The sequence below is a fragment of the Staphylococcus sp. FSL W8-1270 genome (genome assembly GCF_038007165.1).
GTDB classification, from domain to species: Bacteria; Bacillota; Bacilli; order Staphylococcales; family Staphylococcaceae; genus Staphylococcus; species Staphylococcus hominis.
Map to the genome: position 1 here is coordinate 2,179,477 of NZ_JBBOWQ010000001.1, position 16,342 is coordinate 2,195,818.

Annotated in this window: 14 protein-coding genes; 2 read left to right on the forward strand and 12 right to left on the reverse strand. The window is 32.2% G+C overall.

What is annotated here, in order from left to right:
• Window position 1: 1 nt before the first annotated feature.
• On the reverse strand, window positions 2–898 hold the full coding sequence (locus NSU06_RS10880; RefSeq protein ID WP_017175192.1) for a PLP-dependent cysteine synthase family protein: 897 nt from the start codon (window positions 896–898) through the stop codon (window positions 2–4).
• Between the two features lie 255 nt (window positions 899–1,153).
• Here NSU06_RS10880 and NSU06_RS10885 point away from each other — a divergent pair, with 255 nt between their 5' ends.
• A complete protein-coding gene (locus NSU06_RS10885) occupies window positions 1,154–1,684 on the forward strand; it encodes a pentapeptide repeat-containing protein (protein WP_017175191.1) in 531 nt (176 codons plus the stop codon).
• Window positions 1,685–1,758: 74 nt separating this feature from the next.
• Here NSU06_RS10885 and NSU06_RS10890 read toward each other — a convergent pair whose 3' ends face one another.
• The 7 genes from NSU06_RS10890 to NSU06_RS10920 form a co-directional block, all read right to left on the reverse strand.
• A complete protein-coding gene (locus tag NSU06_RS10890; RefSeq protein WP_017175190.1) occupies window positions 1,759–3,087 on the reverse strand; it encodes a sodium-dependent transporter in 1,329 nt (442 codons plus the stop codon).
• A gap of 163 nt (window positions 3,088–3,250) precedes the next feature.
• On the reverse strand, window positions 3,251–3,499 hold the full coding sequence (locus NSU06_RS10895) for a hypothetical protein (protein ID WP_017175189.1): 249 nt from the start codon (window positions 3,497–3,499) through the stop codon (window positions 3,251–3,253).
• Window positions 3,500–3,511: 12 nt separating this feature from the next.
• Window positions 3,512–4,243, reverse strand: coding sequence for an alpha/beta hydrolase (locus NSU06_RS10900; protein WP_017175188.1), 732 nt, complete (start codon window positions 4,241–4,243; stop codon window positions 3,512–3,514).
• A gap of 44 nt (window positions 4,244–4,287) precedes the next feature.
• Window positions 4,288–4,959: a phosphatase PAP2 family protein gene (locus NSU06_RS10905; protein ID WP_017175187.1), complete on the reverse strand. Its 672-nt coding sequence runs from the start codon at window positions 4,957–4,959 to the stop codon at window positions 4,288–4,290.
• 363 nt (window positions 4,960–5,322) lie between these two features.
• Complete coding sequence (locus NSU06_RS10910) at window positions 5,323–5,685, reverse strand: DUF2294 domain-containing protein (RefSeq protein WP_002447992.1); 363 nt, start codon at window positions 5,683–5,685, stop codon at window positions 5,323–5,325.
• A 68-nt stretch (window positions 5,686–5,753) separates the two neighbouring features.
• Window positions 5,754–8,315, reverse strand: a complete 2,562-nt coding sequence (locus tag NSU06_RS10915) for a DUF2309 domain-containing protein (protein ID WP_017175186.1) — start codon at window positions 8,313–8,315, stop codon at window positions 5,754–5,756.
• Between the two features lie 15 nt (window positions 8,316–8,330).
• Window positions 8,331–9,830, reverse strand: a complete 1,500-nt coding sequence (locus tag NSU06_RS10920; RefSeq protein ID WP_017175185.1) for an NADH dehydrogenase subunit 5 — start codon at window positions 9,828–9,830, stop codon at window positions 8,331–8,333.
• A gap of 788 nt (window positions 9,831–10,618) precedes the next feature.
• Here NSU06_RS10920 and NSU06_RS10925 point away from each other — a divergent pair.
• Window positions 10,619–11,146 (forward strand): phosphatase PAP2 family protein, encoded by a 528-nt coding sequence (locus NSU06_RS10925; protein ID WP_228451900.1) that lies wholly within the window; start codon window positions 10,619–10,621, stop codon window positions 11,144–11,146.
• A gap of 100 nt (window positions 11,147–11,246) precedes the next feature.
• On the opposite strand, the gene guaA is transcribed toward NSU06_RS10925, so the two are convergent.
• The 4 genes from guaA to xpt all read right to left on the reverse strand — a co-directional run bounded on the left by guaA (window position 11,247) and on the right by xpt (window position 16,286).
• Window positions 11,247–12,788 (reverse strand): glutamine-hydrolyzing GMP synthase, encoded by a 1,542-nt coding sequence (gene guaA / locus NSU06_RS10930; protein WP_017175183.1) that lies wholly within the window; start codon window positions 12,786–12,788, stop codon window positions 11,247–11,249.
• A gap of 146 nt (window positions 12,789–12,934) precedes the next feature.
• A complete protein-coding gene (gene guaB / locus NSU06_RS10935; RefSeq protein WP_145420143.1) occupies window positions 12,935–14,401 on the reverse strand; it encodes an IMP dehydrogenase in 1,467 nt (488 codons plus the stop codon).
• 38 nt (window positions 14,402–14,439) lie between these two features.
• A complete protein-coding gene (gene pbuX / locus NSU06_RS10940; protein WP_017175181.1) occupies window positions 14,440–15,708 on the reverse strand; it encodes a xanthine permease PbuX in 1,269 nt (422 codons plus the stop codon).
• A complete protein-coding gene (xpt, locus tag NSU06_RS10945) occupies window positions 15,705–16,286 on the reverse strand; it encodes a xanthine phosphoribosyltransferase (RefSeq protein ID WP_017175180.1) in 582 nt (193 codons plus the stop codon). The genes pbuX and xpt overlap by 4 nt, the downstream gene beginning before the upstream one ends.
• Window positions 16,287–16,342 lie beyond the last annotated feature (56 nt).

The window sequence follows — 16,342 nt, forward strand, 5'->3', positions numbered from 1 at the left end:
ATTATTCTCCTTTGTATTCAAATATTTTTTTTGACATATAACGATCACTGCCATCTGGAAAAATTGTTACAATAATACCTTTATCAATACGACGTTTAATATCTAAAGCACCTTGTAATGCTGCACCAGATGAGCTACCAACAAGTAGTCCTTCTTGTTTAGCTAATCGTTTTACATTTTCAAATCCTTGATTATCACTAACTGTAATAATATCATCAACGATAGATTTTTCTAAAAATACCGGCCATTTTTCAGAGCCAATACCTTCAATATCATGAGCATGTGCTTTGCCACCATTCAAGACTGAGCCTTCAGGTTCAACAATAATATTTTTAACATTAAATTGTTGTAAATGTTTAGCTACACCGGTAAACGTTCCTCCAGATCCAGCACCAGCTACAAAATAATCAATGTGTGGTAATGCCTCTGTAATTTCTTTTCCAAGTGTATGCGTATAGGCTTCTGGATTATGTTCAGTTTCAAACTGGTTCATATATACTGCATCGTATTTGTCAGCATAATGACGCGCTTCTTTTTGTGCACCAATCATTCCCTTATTTTTAGGTGTTCGTTTGATTTCAGCACCCAATACTCGCATAATTGAAATTTTTTCTTCTGAAAATCCTTCTGGGGCAAAAATCACACACTTTAAATGATAACGATTAGCGGCCATTGCTAATCCAATTCCTGTATTACCAGCTGTAGCTTCAACGATGGTATCTCCTTTTACAATACGTTTTTCTTTTAGCGCAGTTTCTACAAGATATTTCCCTAGTCGATCTTTAATACTTCCACCAGGATTAAATTGTTCTAACTTCGCATAAATTTGTACATGTTCATCGCTAAAACTTTCTAATAATACTAGTGGCGTTTGTCCTATTAAATCATAAGTAATCATATCTTTCGTTCAATACACTCATGTAATGTCTGAACATACCTACTTTCTATAATCATATTCATTTCCAATATTTAATTTTAATTCTTACTCAACCGCTACGAATTATACGCTAACTTATATCTTATTGCAAAAAGCTAGATTCTTTATGTAAAATGTAATTAGTTATTGCGTTTAAGTACTCATATTATGATAAAAGTGAACTACTGGAAATGAATTAAATTTTACGATGAATCAACGTACAAAGGAGAATCGATGATGACATCTAAAGCAGACTTATCTTTATCCGTCTTTACTAAGGATGATTATAAAAATTTAAATTATAAAAATAGTACATTTAGAAACTCAATGTACGACGAAATTGAAGTAAATAAAAGTCACTTTAAACATTGTGATTTTAGCGAAGGTATTTTTAGGAATGTAAGCACTATTTCAAATTCAAAAATGATCAATTGTAATTTTGATAAAAGTATCTTTGAAAATGTAAATTTTTTCAAGACGCTGATTAGTAAATCAAATTTAACTGTTACCTCATTTGATGAAAATCATTTTAATACATTAACGATTGAACATTCTATTTTTAAAAATAGCAATATACGTAATGTAAAATTTGATAACGTCACGTTTAAAAAAGTGATTTTTGAAAATGTCACTATGGATTTGTGTCATTTTGAAAATGTAAAAATAAAAGATTGTATATTTAAACATGTCACTATTAATAATTCTTCAATTCCTGAAAAAATATTAAAAGAATTACATAAACAAGATGTTACGTTTGAAAATATGTAATTCAAATTATCTTTATGCTAAACAGAGTCTAGAACAACGATTTGTATTCTAGACTCTGTTTATTTTTGTTAATGTTAAAATAATTGAACAATAAAAACTAATATAATAATAATGGGCATCATATATTTAATTAAAATATACCATGGAACAAAAAGTTTAAATTTATCTTTCCCAAAGCTCTCTTTTAATGCTTGTTTATCTAATAATTGACCTACAACTAATGTCGTTCCTAATGCTCCTAATGGCATCAAGATATTCGATACGATAAAATCCATATTATCAAAAATTGTACCCGCTCCAAACTTAATTCCACTTAAACTGCTAAATGATAGTGTTGCTGGGATACTAATAATAAATACTAATATACTTGCAATAACTGATATAGCTTTTCGTTTAGTATTATCATTTTTAGTGAAATTTGAGACATTTAATTCCAATAAAGAAATAGAAGACGTTAATGCCGCAAATAAAAATAGAATTAAGAAAATTAAATAAAATACAATACCAAAGCCCATTTGATTAAATACTAACGGTAACACTTTAAATAAGAGTCCTGGTCCTTCTTGAGGTGCATAACCAAATGTTTTTAAAGCTGGGAATATTGCAAGTCCTGCTAATACAGAAACTAAAATATTCATAATAACAATTGAAATGGCGGAAGATTTAATCGTCATTTCCTTAGGCGCATAACTCGCATATGTAATCATACCTGTCGTGCCTAAGGATAGTGTAAAGAACGATTGACCTAATGCAAATAAGACACCCTTAACTGAAATATCTTCTATTCTCGGTTGTAATATATAGCGAACGCCCTCTAATGCTCCGTCTAATGTCAATGATTTAGCAACAACAATAATTAGAAAAACAAATAATAAGGGCATCATAATTTTAGAAGCTTTCTCTAAACCTTTTTCTACACCTAGCATAACGATAATCATTGTTAAAAGAATAAAAATACCCTGTCCCAACACAGTTAACCACGGGTTACTAATTATTTTTTCAAATTTAATTTGAGTTAATGACGTATGTTCAACAGATAATAATTGTAAAAACACATTCCCAATATATATAACAATCCAGCCACCGATAACACTATAAAAGCCGAATAAAATAAAAACAGCTAAATTTCCATTCCACCCAATAATATTTAACCATTTTTTTCCTGTTAATTTACTATAAATTCGAGTCGTATAAGTGCGCCCCATTATTCCTACCGTAAATTCCATAATCAGTAACGGTAATCCTACAAAAATAGTAAAGATTAAAAATAAAAATAAAAAAGCGCCACCACCATAAATGCCAGCCATATATGGAAACTTCCACATTGCGCCTAATCCTATAGCAGAACCAGCACTTGCTAGAATAAATCCGGTTGATGTTTTCCATTGTGATTGATTACTCATTTTCTATCTCCCTTTAACGCGTTAAAGCATGTGTGCGATTAAGTTCTACTCTAACATGTCTGACTAAATAGTGCAATATGCATATAAATGAGTATTAAAAAGATAAGAATAGATGTAAATGACATCTCTCAACTATTCTTATCGTTTAAACTTACTGTTACATTTATTTTTCAAAATCATATATTATGGATTGACCTTCATCTACTTCTTGAATATTCAAACTTTCGATATGATCAACATTAATGTAATGAACTTGTGAGTCATCTTTTAGAAATAAATAGGCCAATTCATCAAATTCATCAATAATACGCTGTATGCATGTGTCATAGTCTGGACCATCTTGGAACGTTTTAAATTCTTTATAAGTAGTTCCAGAAACCGTTGTATATATAAGTAAGAATGTACGTTTCATCTTATTACTCCTTTATTCAGATTTAAAAAAAGTTACAACTTGAGTGATAACGTCTTCATGTCCATCTCCATAAGTCATTAAATGACGACTTAACGGATGACATGTTAAATCTTTGTTATTACTATCAATATGATTAAAAATATAATGGGCACTATTTTGATAAAAGGCATCATCATTACCACCATACAAAATACGAGCGGGAACATGTATACGTTCTAATTCATTAGAAATTATCTCAATAAATGCTTTAAATTCTGCGATATGTGGTTGATAGTCTTGAATTGTTCCAAGTTGTTGTTGTGAAGTAGTTTCATCAAATTTCAATAATTGATTCATGCGCTGACCATAACGTTCCATACGCCACGCAATACTTTTTTCTTCTTTTTCACTTGGTGCAGACATCACTGCTATTTTAGAAACATCAAATAACTCAGCTAACTTTAATGTAAATAGTCCCCCTAGTGAGATCCCCGTTACAAAAATAGTGTCAAACCCTTTATTTTTTAAAAATTGATACCCTTCTAATACATCATTCCACCAATCCTGAATCGTAAATTGAGTAAATTGGTCTAAAGGTAAGCCATGTCCCTGATAATTTGGTGCAAAGCATGTGAAGTTTTCTTCATTAAGCGCCTTAGCTAATGGTTTTACATCACGAACAGTTCCTGTAAATGAGTGAAGTAATAATATCGCTTCTTTTCTTGAACCTTCTAAATAAATCGGATGTGGTGATTTGATTTTCATAGTATTCTCCCCTTTTAAAATACTTATGTTATGAAACTTAAGCTTTACTTCTTTCTTAATTTAATATTAAAGAGTGGTAACGTCATTGAAAATAAAGCAACCCAAATCATTCCTAACGAAAAACCACCAATGACATCAGTTAGATAGTGAGCGTGGAAATATAACCTACAACTTAATACGCCTATCCAAAATATAACGACAACTATAGCAATACTATATCGTATCGCTTTGTTTTTAATAAGTGGAATAACAACTAAGAGTATAGCTAAAGCAAATAATGTACTGGCATTTGAATGACCACTTGGAAATGAATATCCATGGTCTACTAAAAGATGGTTATACGGACGAGGACGAGCTATTATTTGTTTAATTAAAAAATTAACATAAGTTCCTGTATAAATCGTAACTAATAACCACAATGAAAGTTTATAATTTTTAAAAATTAAGATAAGTGCTAAAAATAACGTTATGTAGAGAATGGATTTTACTTCTCCAAAATTAGCACAAAACGTCATCATTTTATGCCAAATTGTACCGTCATAGTGTCTTCTAGGTTTACCAAAATAGTTGGTCAACTCATGTAATGAGTTTAAATCTAATTTTTGCATTAGTGTGGTATGATAAATGACATTCATTGCCGTTATTATAAAAATAATTAATCCAACAACAAACATAGAAATAGTTTTAGTTGGCGATACTTCTAATTTATTTTTCATATTTGTTTTTCCTTTACTACATTTGATACTAATATTTTATGAAAACTCTTTCAAATAATATATCCGTTCTTCATATTCATTAAAGTTTGAAGATGTATCACACAATTCATTCATCAATATGTTGACTACTTAACTTAACTCATTGATCGTATTGCCCTTTTATACCTCTAGCATCAGAATAGTCGGACAAATGATAATGAGTAAGAGGTTCTGATTGAATTGATTCGTTCGCATCTCTATCTCTCTTTTAATGTTAGTTAGATTTTACAATAAATGATAAAAATTCGCTTGTAAAAAAAGAGATTAGGAATTATTTTTTATATAACATTTCCTAATCTCTTCTCGTACTTATAACATTTTATTTTAAAGTGATTTTTCAAGGTTCTTATCTAATTTAAAAACAATAATACGTTCACCAGTAATTGTACTTAAATCACTATGGAAGCTTTTAACTTCAGTACCTGTGATTTTGAAAACAAGTTGCATTAAATCATCTTGTCCAGATTCCACCAGTTCTGAGCGTGTACGTTTAATGTTAAGTAATCCCTCTTGAGTTTCACATACACGATACTCCGCAGGCGTCAAAATACCTTGTAAGTTGACGATAATCATATCTCGTAGAATATCTGTCTTTACTGACAACGAACCACGTCCAAGAAAATCTTTTTCCCATTGCGTAATTGCTTTACTAATTTCTGCTTCATACATACCTTTCGATTTCGTCATTGCTATAACAAATCTCCTAATGTTTAATTAACATTAGTGTATCATTTTTTAAATTAAAATCGAATAGCTTACCAATCTTTAAAACTACCCTTTTCATCAATACTTGCAAGACGTACCCATTGATGATCGACTTTTTGTTTAAACTTAATATTATCATTAAGTAAACGTTGTATATAACGATCTGGTGCTTGAATCACGACTAATAATCGAATTGGAGCATGATAAATTTTATTGTCCCCTGCCATCACAGACTGCCATGGCAATCCAGCTAATAAATCACTTGAATTCCCTTGCATAACGCCAACACCAGAAGTGACAGATTGTGTTGTTTTATTACCGCTACCATAAAAATGTGGTGCCACTGTAGAGGCATAATACTGTAGGTTAATCCACTGTGCAACGAGTGCTGGACCAGAAATAATTGTATTTAGTAATTGACCATCAGGATCTTTCGCATAATCATAATTATGTAAAAATGCACGTCCTTCTAAATTACTACCTTCTGTAATACTTCGTTGCCCAATAATAAATTCTGCATTACGTGCTAAGCCCCATTCTGGACGGATTTCGCTCCAATCATTTGCAAAGCGATGTGCTTCCGCAATTGGATGTTTCAATTCTCTATCGCTTAAACGAGGTAATTGAGCAAGACGTTCTAAATTTGCATGATAACTTACACGTGGCATGGCTTCTTCTAAAATATCAAATGCTTTCTTTGCTTCTGATGTTAATGAGGGAACGTAAATCCATTCTAATTCATCAATTGATGTTTTATGTTCTGCAGCAACAAATACTGTCTCATCCGGAATATGAATGCCTTCAGCGGCTAACCCTTGACGTACTAAAGGTAAATTGCACATCATGGCAAGTAATTTCGCATTAAATCCACTTGAAGCTCCTCCACAAGCACCACATTCTAATGATGCATGGTAGGGATTATTGTTTGTTTCGCTTCCATGCCCTCCAAGTACTACTAATGGCGCAAAATTTGTAGTTAAATCCATTAATTGTAACGCTTGTTTCGTAAAAGCAATTTGTTCTTCTTCAGTAAATCCAACAGGCAAATCACTATGTACATGATGATCTCTATCAATCGTTAGCTTAGCATTCGGTTTTTTTAACCAATTTTTAGTCAATTTACGAATAAATACGCCTGTTTTCTTTGGCATTAATGTACTTGCAAGTGTATTTAAACTTAAAAATGGCCCACTTAATTCTGGCAATAATAAACTAGGTAGCACATTATTTTTCATTAATTTAAAAGTATAAAACATGGATGTAATGGAATGTTGCTGTTGATTATACGTATTTAATGCATGTCGCTCTGCATATTCTTTAATAGTATATGCAGGAGGTACCATCACTGGTAAAGAATCATGACTAAACTGTTCATCTAATGCTTTTTTTCGTATAGGTAAACCAAAGAAACCTGCAATTCCTATAGTTTCAAATGGCCCTTGATTTTCTAAATGACGACGAAATGGTTCAGAACGTACATCGATACAAAATGCAAGTTGTACTTTTGTAGGTTGTTTGTCACGCTTGACCGATTTATCGTAAATCATCTCAACAAGTTTGCGTTCGTGAGTTTCTTCCCAAGCTTCTAACCATAATTTCTTGAAGTATAATGGATTAAAATCATGAGCAAACTTCAAGTGTTCAATTTGACCCTCAATAGACATCTCAGCCCATTCATCAATCGTCATTTCACCATAATATAACCATTTACTCACAAGTTCTTTTATTCTTTTTTCAACATTTAAGACTGCCGGACGGCTCATTTTTTCAGTATCTAATAGAATACATTCCATTGTAAGGCGTATTGCAAGATATTGAGTTAATAAGTCTTTTTCATGTTCATGTTTTTCAGCACGATAATACATCATACCTGCCCAACCTGGTAACGATAAAAGATGTCCAGTTAAATAAAATTCATATTCATCTTCAGCAATATCTAGATGATTAAGTGCCATGATTAATGCGTCTTCATAGTTGTGTGGCAACATCTTAATCATTTTACGTTGAGTTTTAGTCAACATTGGATCATATTTCGCTAAATGTAACCAGGCTACATAGAACCCTTCTTCGCGTTTAGGCATTGTCCAACTTGATTGGAAAGTATCTAAATATAATTTTGACCATTTAATAATATGAGTATTTAACTCATCCATTAAAGATTCGCCTTTAGCATTAAATGCATTTGCACTTTTTGAACGTGCATAAGCAAATGACTCATTTTCGAATACTTTTTTGAGTTTTGAGACTTCTAATTTCAGATAGGCTTCTTTAGTAATTAAATCTCTCGGAATATCTTTAATATTCATAGCATTTTTGCAGTACGTATCCACATGAGTCTTAGGAATATCCGTCTTATAAGATTGAATAGCTTGTTGTACTTCTTCTTCAACGATATGTTTATCAATCTCACCATTTTCAAGCGCCGTCATTACAGAAGCATGGCTTGGATATAAATCAATATCACGCACATGTTTAAACCATTGTGCAACTTGATCAAAGGTTTGATACTCAAGTTCTTCCCATGGATTACGTGCTGCAAAGATTGAAATTGGTGAAAGTGGCGTAATCACACGACGTGCAGATTGAACAACGTCTTCTATATTAATAGTCATGTAAATGTTCACCTCTTATAAATATTTCTTTAAATAATTTGGATGGCTTTCTACAGATTTAAATTTAGCTTCTCCAATTTTAATTAACCATAAGTAAACTTTAGCAAAGGCTGTAGATGTACGATGGCGAGCGACCCAAATACTAAAAATACTACCTAGCACTAAAATTGCAATACTAATGATAATACTAATTAACGGTGGATGGGCAGGAGCCATATATACATGATGGAGTATATTAACAAATACTTGATGAGTCATAATATAAACCATTGCAACAACTACAATCATTGTAATACCTATAAAGCGTCCCATTACTCCTTTATTTAATGCTACAAGTTGATTCCATGATACAGAGATAGACCAAGCTAAGATAAATGCACTAATCAAAATATATGGGCTATGGTTACTTGTCATAAAAAATACAATTGCAATAATCAATGCAAGAGCTCTTCCAAGTATTATCCATCCATATGATTTCTTAATATTAGGTGGAGTTGGTATATTAAATCGTCTGACAACTGAGCCTGATTGTAAGAATAATGTAGCTTTAAATATACCATGCAATATTAAATGGATAATCGCAGCTGAATAAACACCCATTGCACATTGAACGAGCATAAAACCCATTTGACTCATCGTTGATCCAACAAGTTGTCGTTTATAATCAACATGTACTAAACTAATGCCCGAACCAATCAATACTGAAATACTAGAAATAATTAATAATATTGTAAGAGCAATAGAATTATCAAATATCGGTGAAAAACGCGTTAAAATAATGCCCCCCGCATTAACTATACCGGCATGCATAATAGCTGATACAGGTGTAGGCGCAACAACTGATTCAATTAACCAACTCTGAAATGGATATTGCGCAGCTGGAATAATAACAGCAACAACAAGCAATAAATCAATAACTAATTTTAGACCATGATTTAGAGCATAGTCATAATTTTGAGAAGGATCGATTGTCCATTCTCCTGTTCCTATGTATAGCAAAATAACCGCAATTAATAGCGCTAACCATCCAATAATAAAGGAACGTGCAGAAACTTTTGCTGCCTCCGCTGGAACTTTCCAAGTTTTATTCAATCTAATTAGTTGCGTTAAACAAAATAACGTTAATCCCCAGCATAAAGTCATTAAACGTAAGTCATTGCTTAACCATCCTAGTGAAGCAAAAACAGTTATAAATGTATATAAAGGAAAATACTTACGATAATTGTGATCTCCTAATAAATAACGCGTTGAAAACTTTTGAATAATAAAACCTAACGCTAAAACAAAAGCACCTACTAACCAAGCAAGTTTATCTAAGGCAAATATGCCAATAACTTCTCTTTCATTTATAGTCACTAACCCTACAATACCTACAATAACTGGCAATAGAAGTAAAGCTAAGTGAAATCTTATGTATTTAACTGGAACTGAGGGGATTAAAACAATCAACCCACTTAACGCTGCCATAATAAGCGTTATAAAAAATAATATAAGTAAACTACTCATACTTAACATTATCATTCCTCCACTTTTAAACTGTAACCTATATATAACTATTGCTTATAATATAATAAAACACCTACAATAGTTTAGTTTTATCCTATTAAAAAGGACGACTATCTATTGTAGGCTTCTTTTATGCTCATTCAATATATTTATTAATGCTCTTTAAGCAACCTATAATTTAGATTTAAGTACATTAGTTTTACCCTTCAATTAAACAATAAAGTAAATGATACTTTTTGCCTCATTGCTTGATATAAACCTATGTATAATTTAATGTATATTAAATACAATATATGAAAATATCAACTAAAAGTCAAATTTCTAATATATAAAAAGAGTTTGAGACGATAAAGTATGTCCCAAACTCTCACGGATAAAATGAATTTACTTCATTACTTATAAAATAACATATTTTGTTCAATATTCATGTAACAATTCTGTGAAAACGCTTAATTTTTTTGTAAAGTTTTTTAATATTTTATTTGCTTTTTTTGAATAATGAAGGATGACTATCATATTTTTGTGATTACCTTAGCTTTTTTGTCTTTAAATTTATTTTAATATTAAATCATTCTTTGTATCGATAACTTTAGCGCTTTAACAAGTTAAACTAGATTAAAATAAAGAAAGGTATAGTACTGATGCAAAATAAACAATATACATTAACCATTTCATTTATAATAAGTAGTCTCATTTTTTTAATAACTATTTTTTCGGTTTTTACTAAGTCGTTATGGACACATATATTAGATTTACAATCATTCTATTGGTTCTTAAACACATTTGGCGAACCAAAAATGAATTTCAAAGGTAATTGGTTCAATGACTTTATGACGTTTCTAGCATCATACGGTGATATTGCAACCTTTATTACCCTGACCCTTATCATCGCAACTATTGTTTTAATTAAGCGACGCTTCTTATTAGCAATATGGTTACCGACAACAGTAGCTTCAGCAGGTATCATAGGTATTGCGTTAAAAGACATCATTCATCATTCAAGACCTTATGATCACTTAACAATTGATGCAGGATTTTCATTCCCAAGCGGACATGCTTTAACAAGTACGATTGTTATTTTTGCTCTTATTTTTGTACTTATCCCTAAATTAGGAACTATCTGGGTAAAACGCATAATAAATACGGTGTTAATTGTAGTATGGTTAGGTATTTTATTTTCAAGATTATACTTCCATGCTCACTATCTCACTGACGTAGTTGGCGGCATATTTTTTAGTTTTTCATGGTTATTCATATCATTGATGGTGTATCAATATATTCTTCAAAAAGTACACCATAGAACATCATTACAACAAAGACGATAATCATTTCAATCAAAAAGAAATTAGCATAAACGTCCAAATTATTGAATTTAATAAAAAAAAGCGAGCATTTCTCACGAAAATGCTCGCTTTTTTTAATGGGCTACTCCCATTCTATAGTGCTTGGTGGCTTAGAAGTAATGTCATAGACGACACGGTTTACATGGTCTACTTCATTAACTATACGACTAGAAATTTTTTGTAATACTTCCCAATCGATACGTGCAAAATCACTTGTCATACCATCAATTGATGTTACAGCACGAATACCTACTGTATGATCATACGTACGATAATCACCCATAACACCTACAGATTGAATACCTGGTAGTACTGTGAAGTATTGCCAAATCTCTCTTTCAAGACCTTCTTCTCGAATCACTTCACGTAAAATCGCATCAGATTCACGAACGATTTCTAATTTATCTTCCGTAATTTCACCTAACACACGAATACCTAAACCAGGACCTGGGAATGGTTGTCTCCATACTAAATGTTCAGGGATACCTAATTCAATACCTAAGGCACGAACTTCATCTTTAAATAATGTATTAATAGGTTCAATCAATTCAAATTCCATGTCTTCAGGTAATCCACCTACATTATGGTGAGATTTAATTGTTTGCGCTGTTTTTGTACCTGATTCAATCACATCTGTGTAAAGTGTACCTTGTGCTAAGAAATCAACATCTGTTAATTTAGCCGCTTCATCATCAAACACATATACAAATTCATTACCAATGATTTTACGTTTTTTTTCTGGATCAGAAACGCCTTTTAGTTTTTCCATAAAACGTTCTTTGGCATTTACACGAATAATATTCATATCAAAGCCTTCACCGAATTGTTCCATTACCATATCGCCTTCGCCTTTACGAAGTAAACCATGGTCTACAAAAATACATGTTAATTGATCACCAATGGCCTTATGCAATAATACTGCAACAACTGATGAATCTACACCACCGCTCATGGCACATAATACTTTACGATTGCCTACACGTTCACGAATTTTTTCGATTTCAATTTCAATGAAGTTTTCCATTGTCCATTCACCTGTACAATTACATACACGACGGACAAAATTTCTTAGTAAATCATTACCGTATTCTGTATGACGTACTTCTGGGTGGAATTGCACACCATAAATACGACGTTTTTTATCTTCGATAGCAGCATAATTTGTACTTGGGCTATCAGCAATAACTTCAAAACCTTCAGGAATTTCAATGACTTTATCTGAATGACTCATCCACACTGTTTGTTCTTCTGGTAAACCAAAGAATAACTCATCAGATTTTGCTTTAATAATTGCTTTACCATATTCACGTTCATTTGCACGTTCAACTTTACCGCCTAATAGTTTGGTTGTAAGTTGCATACCGTAACAAATACCTAACACTGGAATACCTAAATTATAAATTTCAGGATCAATCGTAAATGAACCTTCTTCATAAACAGAATTTGGACCTCCTGAAAGAATAATACCTTTAGGATTCATACGTTTAATTTCATCTATAGAAATTTCATGATCGTGTAATTCACTGTAAACGCCCATTTCACGAATACGACGTGTAATTAACTGGTTATATTGACTACCGAAATCTAAGACAAGAATTAACTCTTGTTCTTTAGCCATTTCCATAATAGTAAATCTCCTTTAAATTAATTTATGTAAACAATAGAAAGACGCTTTTCATATTTATAAAGACAATAAATAATTTCAACCTCTATAAACAATTTATAGAAAAGCGTACTTTCTTAATTTAATCGCTTCTTGCTCACCTTACATTAAAATGAATAGTTTGGTGATTCTTTAGTAATTTGTATGTTATGTGGATGACTTTCCGCTAAACCTGCAGGGCCCATACGTGTGAATTGTGCTTCTTCACGCAATACTTTTAAGTTTGGTGAACCAGTATAACCCATACCAGCTCTTACTCCACCCATAAGTTGATAAATGGTATCTTGTAATGGTCCTTTATAAGCTGTGCGACCTTCAATACCTTCTGGAACAAATTTTCTAGGAGATTTATCTTCTTGGAAGTAACGATCATTTGACCCTTTTTCCATGGCTCCAAGAGAACCCATTCCACGATATACTTTATATTGTCTACCTTGGAAGACTTCAGTAGCGCCTGGGCTTTCTTCAGTACCAGCTAATAAGCTACCTAACATAACAGCATGACCACCAGCCGCTAATGCTTTAATAATATCACCAGAGAATTTAATACCACCGTCAGCAATAATCGCTTTACCATGTTTACGTGCTTCAGTAGCACAGTCATATACTGCAGTAATTTGTGGTACACCTACACCTGCAACGACACGTGTTGTACAGATTGATCCTGGTCCAATACCTACTTTAACCACGTCTGCACCTGCTTCAAATAAAGCGCGTGTCGCTTCAGCAGTTGCAACATTTCCTGCAATAATTGTAAGGTTAGGATATTTATCTTTCATTTTTTTGACTTGCTCAATCACACCTTTAGAATGTCCATGCGCTGTATCAATAATTAACGCATCTACTCCTGCTTCTACAAGTTTTTGTGCACGAATTTCAGTATCTTTAGATGTACCGATAGCTGCTGCTGCAAGTAAACGACCATGCTCATCTTTCGCTGCATGAGGGAATTCAAGTACTTTTTCTATATCTTTAATTGTGATGAGACCTTCTAAACGACCATTTTCTACTAATGGTAATTTTTCAATTTTATGCTTTTGAAGGATTGCTTCTGCTTCATCTAATGTTGTACCAACTGGAGCTGTAATTAAATTTTCTTTAGTCATCACATCTGAAATTTTAATTGAGAAATCTTCAATAAAACGTAAGTCACGGTTTGTAATAATACCAACGAGTGTTCTTGATTCTTCATCTTTTACAATAGGCACACCTGAAATACGATATTTACCCATTAATGCTTCTGCTTCATAAACACTTTCATCTGGTGTTAAGAAGAATGGATTCGTAATAACACCATTTTCTGAACGTTTTACTTTTTGTACTTCATCAGCTTGCTCTTCAATGCCCATGTTTTTATGGATGACACCTAAACCACCTTGACGTGCCATAGCAATAGCCATTTTAGATTCAGTTACTGTATCCATACCAGCAGAAATAACTGGAATATTTAATTTAATTTTATCTGATAATTCTACGCTTAAATCAACATCACTTGGTAATACGTCTGATGCAGCTGGAATTAACAAAACATCGTCAAAAGTTAATGATTCTTTAGCAAACTTATTTTCCCACATTTATAACACAGCCTCCATTTTTTATATAGTTAATCTTATTATTTCACATTTTCGTCGTTTTGTTTATACTTTATACCGTTAAAAAAGAAATTAAGAATAATAGCAGAGATTGCTCCTAAAACAATACCATTTTGAGTTAACCAAGCGAACTGTTCTCCTAAAGCTTTAAATGCTTGAGGTACAGCACTAATTCCTGTACCAAGTCCGACTGATACAGCAATAATTAATAAATTATTTTGATTTTTGAAATCAATATTTCCTAAAATACTTACCCCATAAGCCATTACCATACCAAACATAGCAATCATTGCACCGCCTAATACAGGTAAAGGAATAATATTAGCCAGAGCACCTAGTTTAGGTATACAACCACTTATTAAAAGTAAGACTACCATTCCGTATATGACTTTATTTTTCTTAGCTCCAGAAAGTGAAACAAGTCCTACATTTTGCGAATAAGCTGTATAAGGGAAAGAATTAAAGATTGATCCTAAAATGATGGCTAGACCTTCCGCAGTGTAACCTTTACGAAAATCTTTACGTTCTAGCTTACGACCAGTGATTTCACTTAATGCATGATATACACCAGTTGATTCAATCAGACTTACAATTGCTACAATTGTAAACACTAATGTTGCACCGAAATCAAAGCCAAATCCTGAGAAACGGAATGGTCGTGGAATACCGAGCCAATGTGCGTCACCAACTTGGCTAATATTAACTAATCCAAAGATACTAGCCAATATAGTGCCTATAACTAAACCAATCAAAATTGCAATAGATTTTAAGAATCCCGTTGTAAATCGTTGTAATAGTAAGATAACAATAAGTGTCACTCCACCTAAAATTAGATTTTTAGGGTTACCATAATCTTTAGCGCCTTGACCACCAGCAAGATAATTCATAGCAACGGGCATTAAGTTAATTCCGATAATTGTAACGACACTACCTGTAACAACAGGTGGGAAAAATTTAACTAAATAAGAAAAGAATGGAGCAATGATCACAACTAAGATACCTGATAGGAACAATGATCCATATAACACGTCTAAACCTTTAGTCTGTCCAATTAAAATCATAGGTGCTACAGCAGTAAATGTACATCCTAAAACAATAGGTAGCCCTGTACCAGTAATCTTATTTGCTTGTAAAAATGTAGCTACTCCACACATAAAAATATCTACTGTAATTAAATAAGCAATCTCTTCAGGTGAGAATTTTAAACTTGTTCCTACAATGATAGGTACTAAAATAGCACCTGCATACATTGCTAATAAATGTTGTACACTTAAAATTAAATTTTTCATTCATCTTCACCTAGTAAAGTCACTTTATTCCCTGTTAAGGAAGCAACTTTACATAATGAAGAAACAGTTAAACCAGCCTCTTCCAATCTTTGTCGTCCATCTTGGAAACTTTTTTCTACAACAATTCCTATGCCTACTGTTTCTGCTTTAGCTTGTTGTGCAATGTCGTACAATCCAAGTGAAGCATCACCATTTGCTAAGAAATCATCAATAATTAATACTTTATCTTCAGACCCTAAAAATTCTTCTGATACAATCACTGTACTTGTTTTATTTTTAGTAAATGAATGGATATCAGTACTGTAAAATCCATCTTTTAAAGTACTTGGCTTTGCTTTTTTTGCAAATAAGCATGGCACATCGAAATGTAATGCAGCCATGATTGCAGGAGCAATACCGGAAGCCTCAATAGTTAAAATTTTCGTAATCCCTTTATCCTTAAATTGTTTATAAAATGTTTGACCCACTTCATACATTAATTTGGCATCAATTTGATGATTTAAAAATCCATCAACTTTTAATATTTTTTCATCAATGACTACGCCATCTTCCTTGACTTTTTGTTCGAGCGCTTCCACTTCAAAACCTCCTAAACTTTATATAAAAAACCCGAAACTTTTATCTAGTTTCAGGA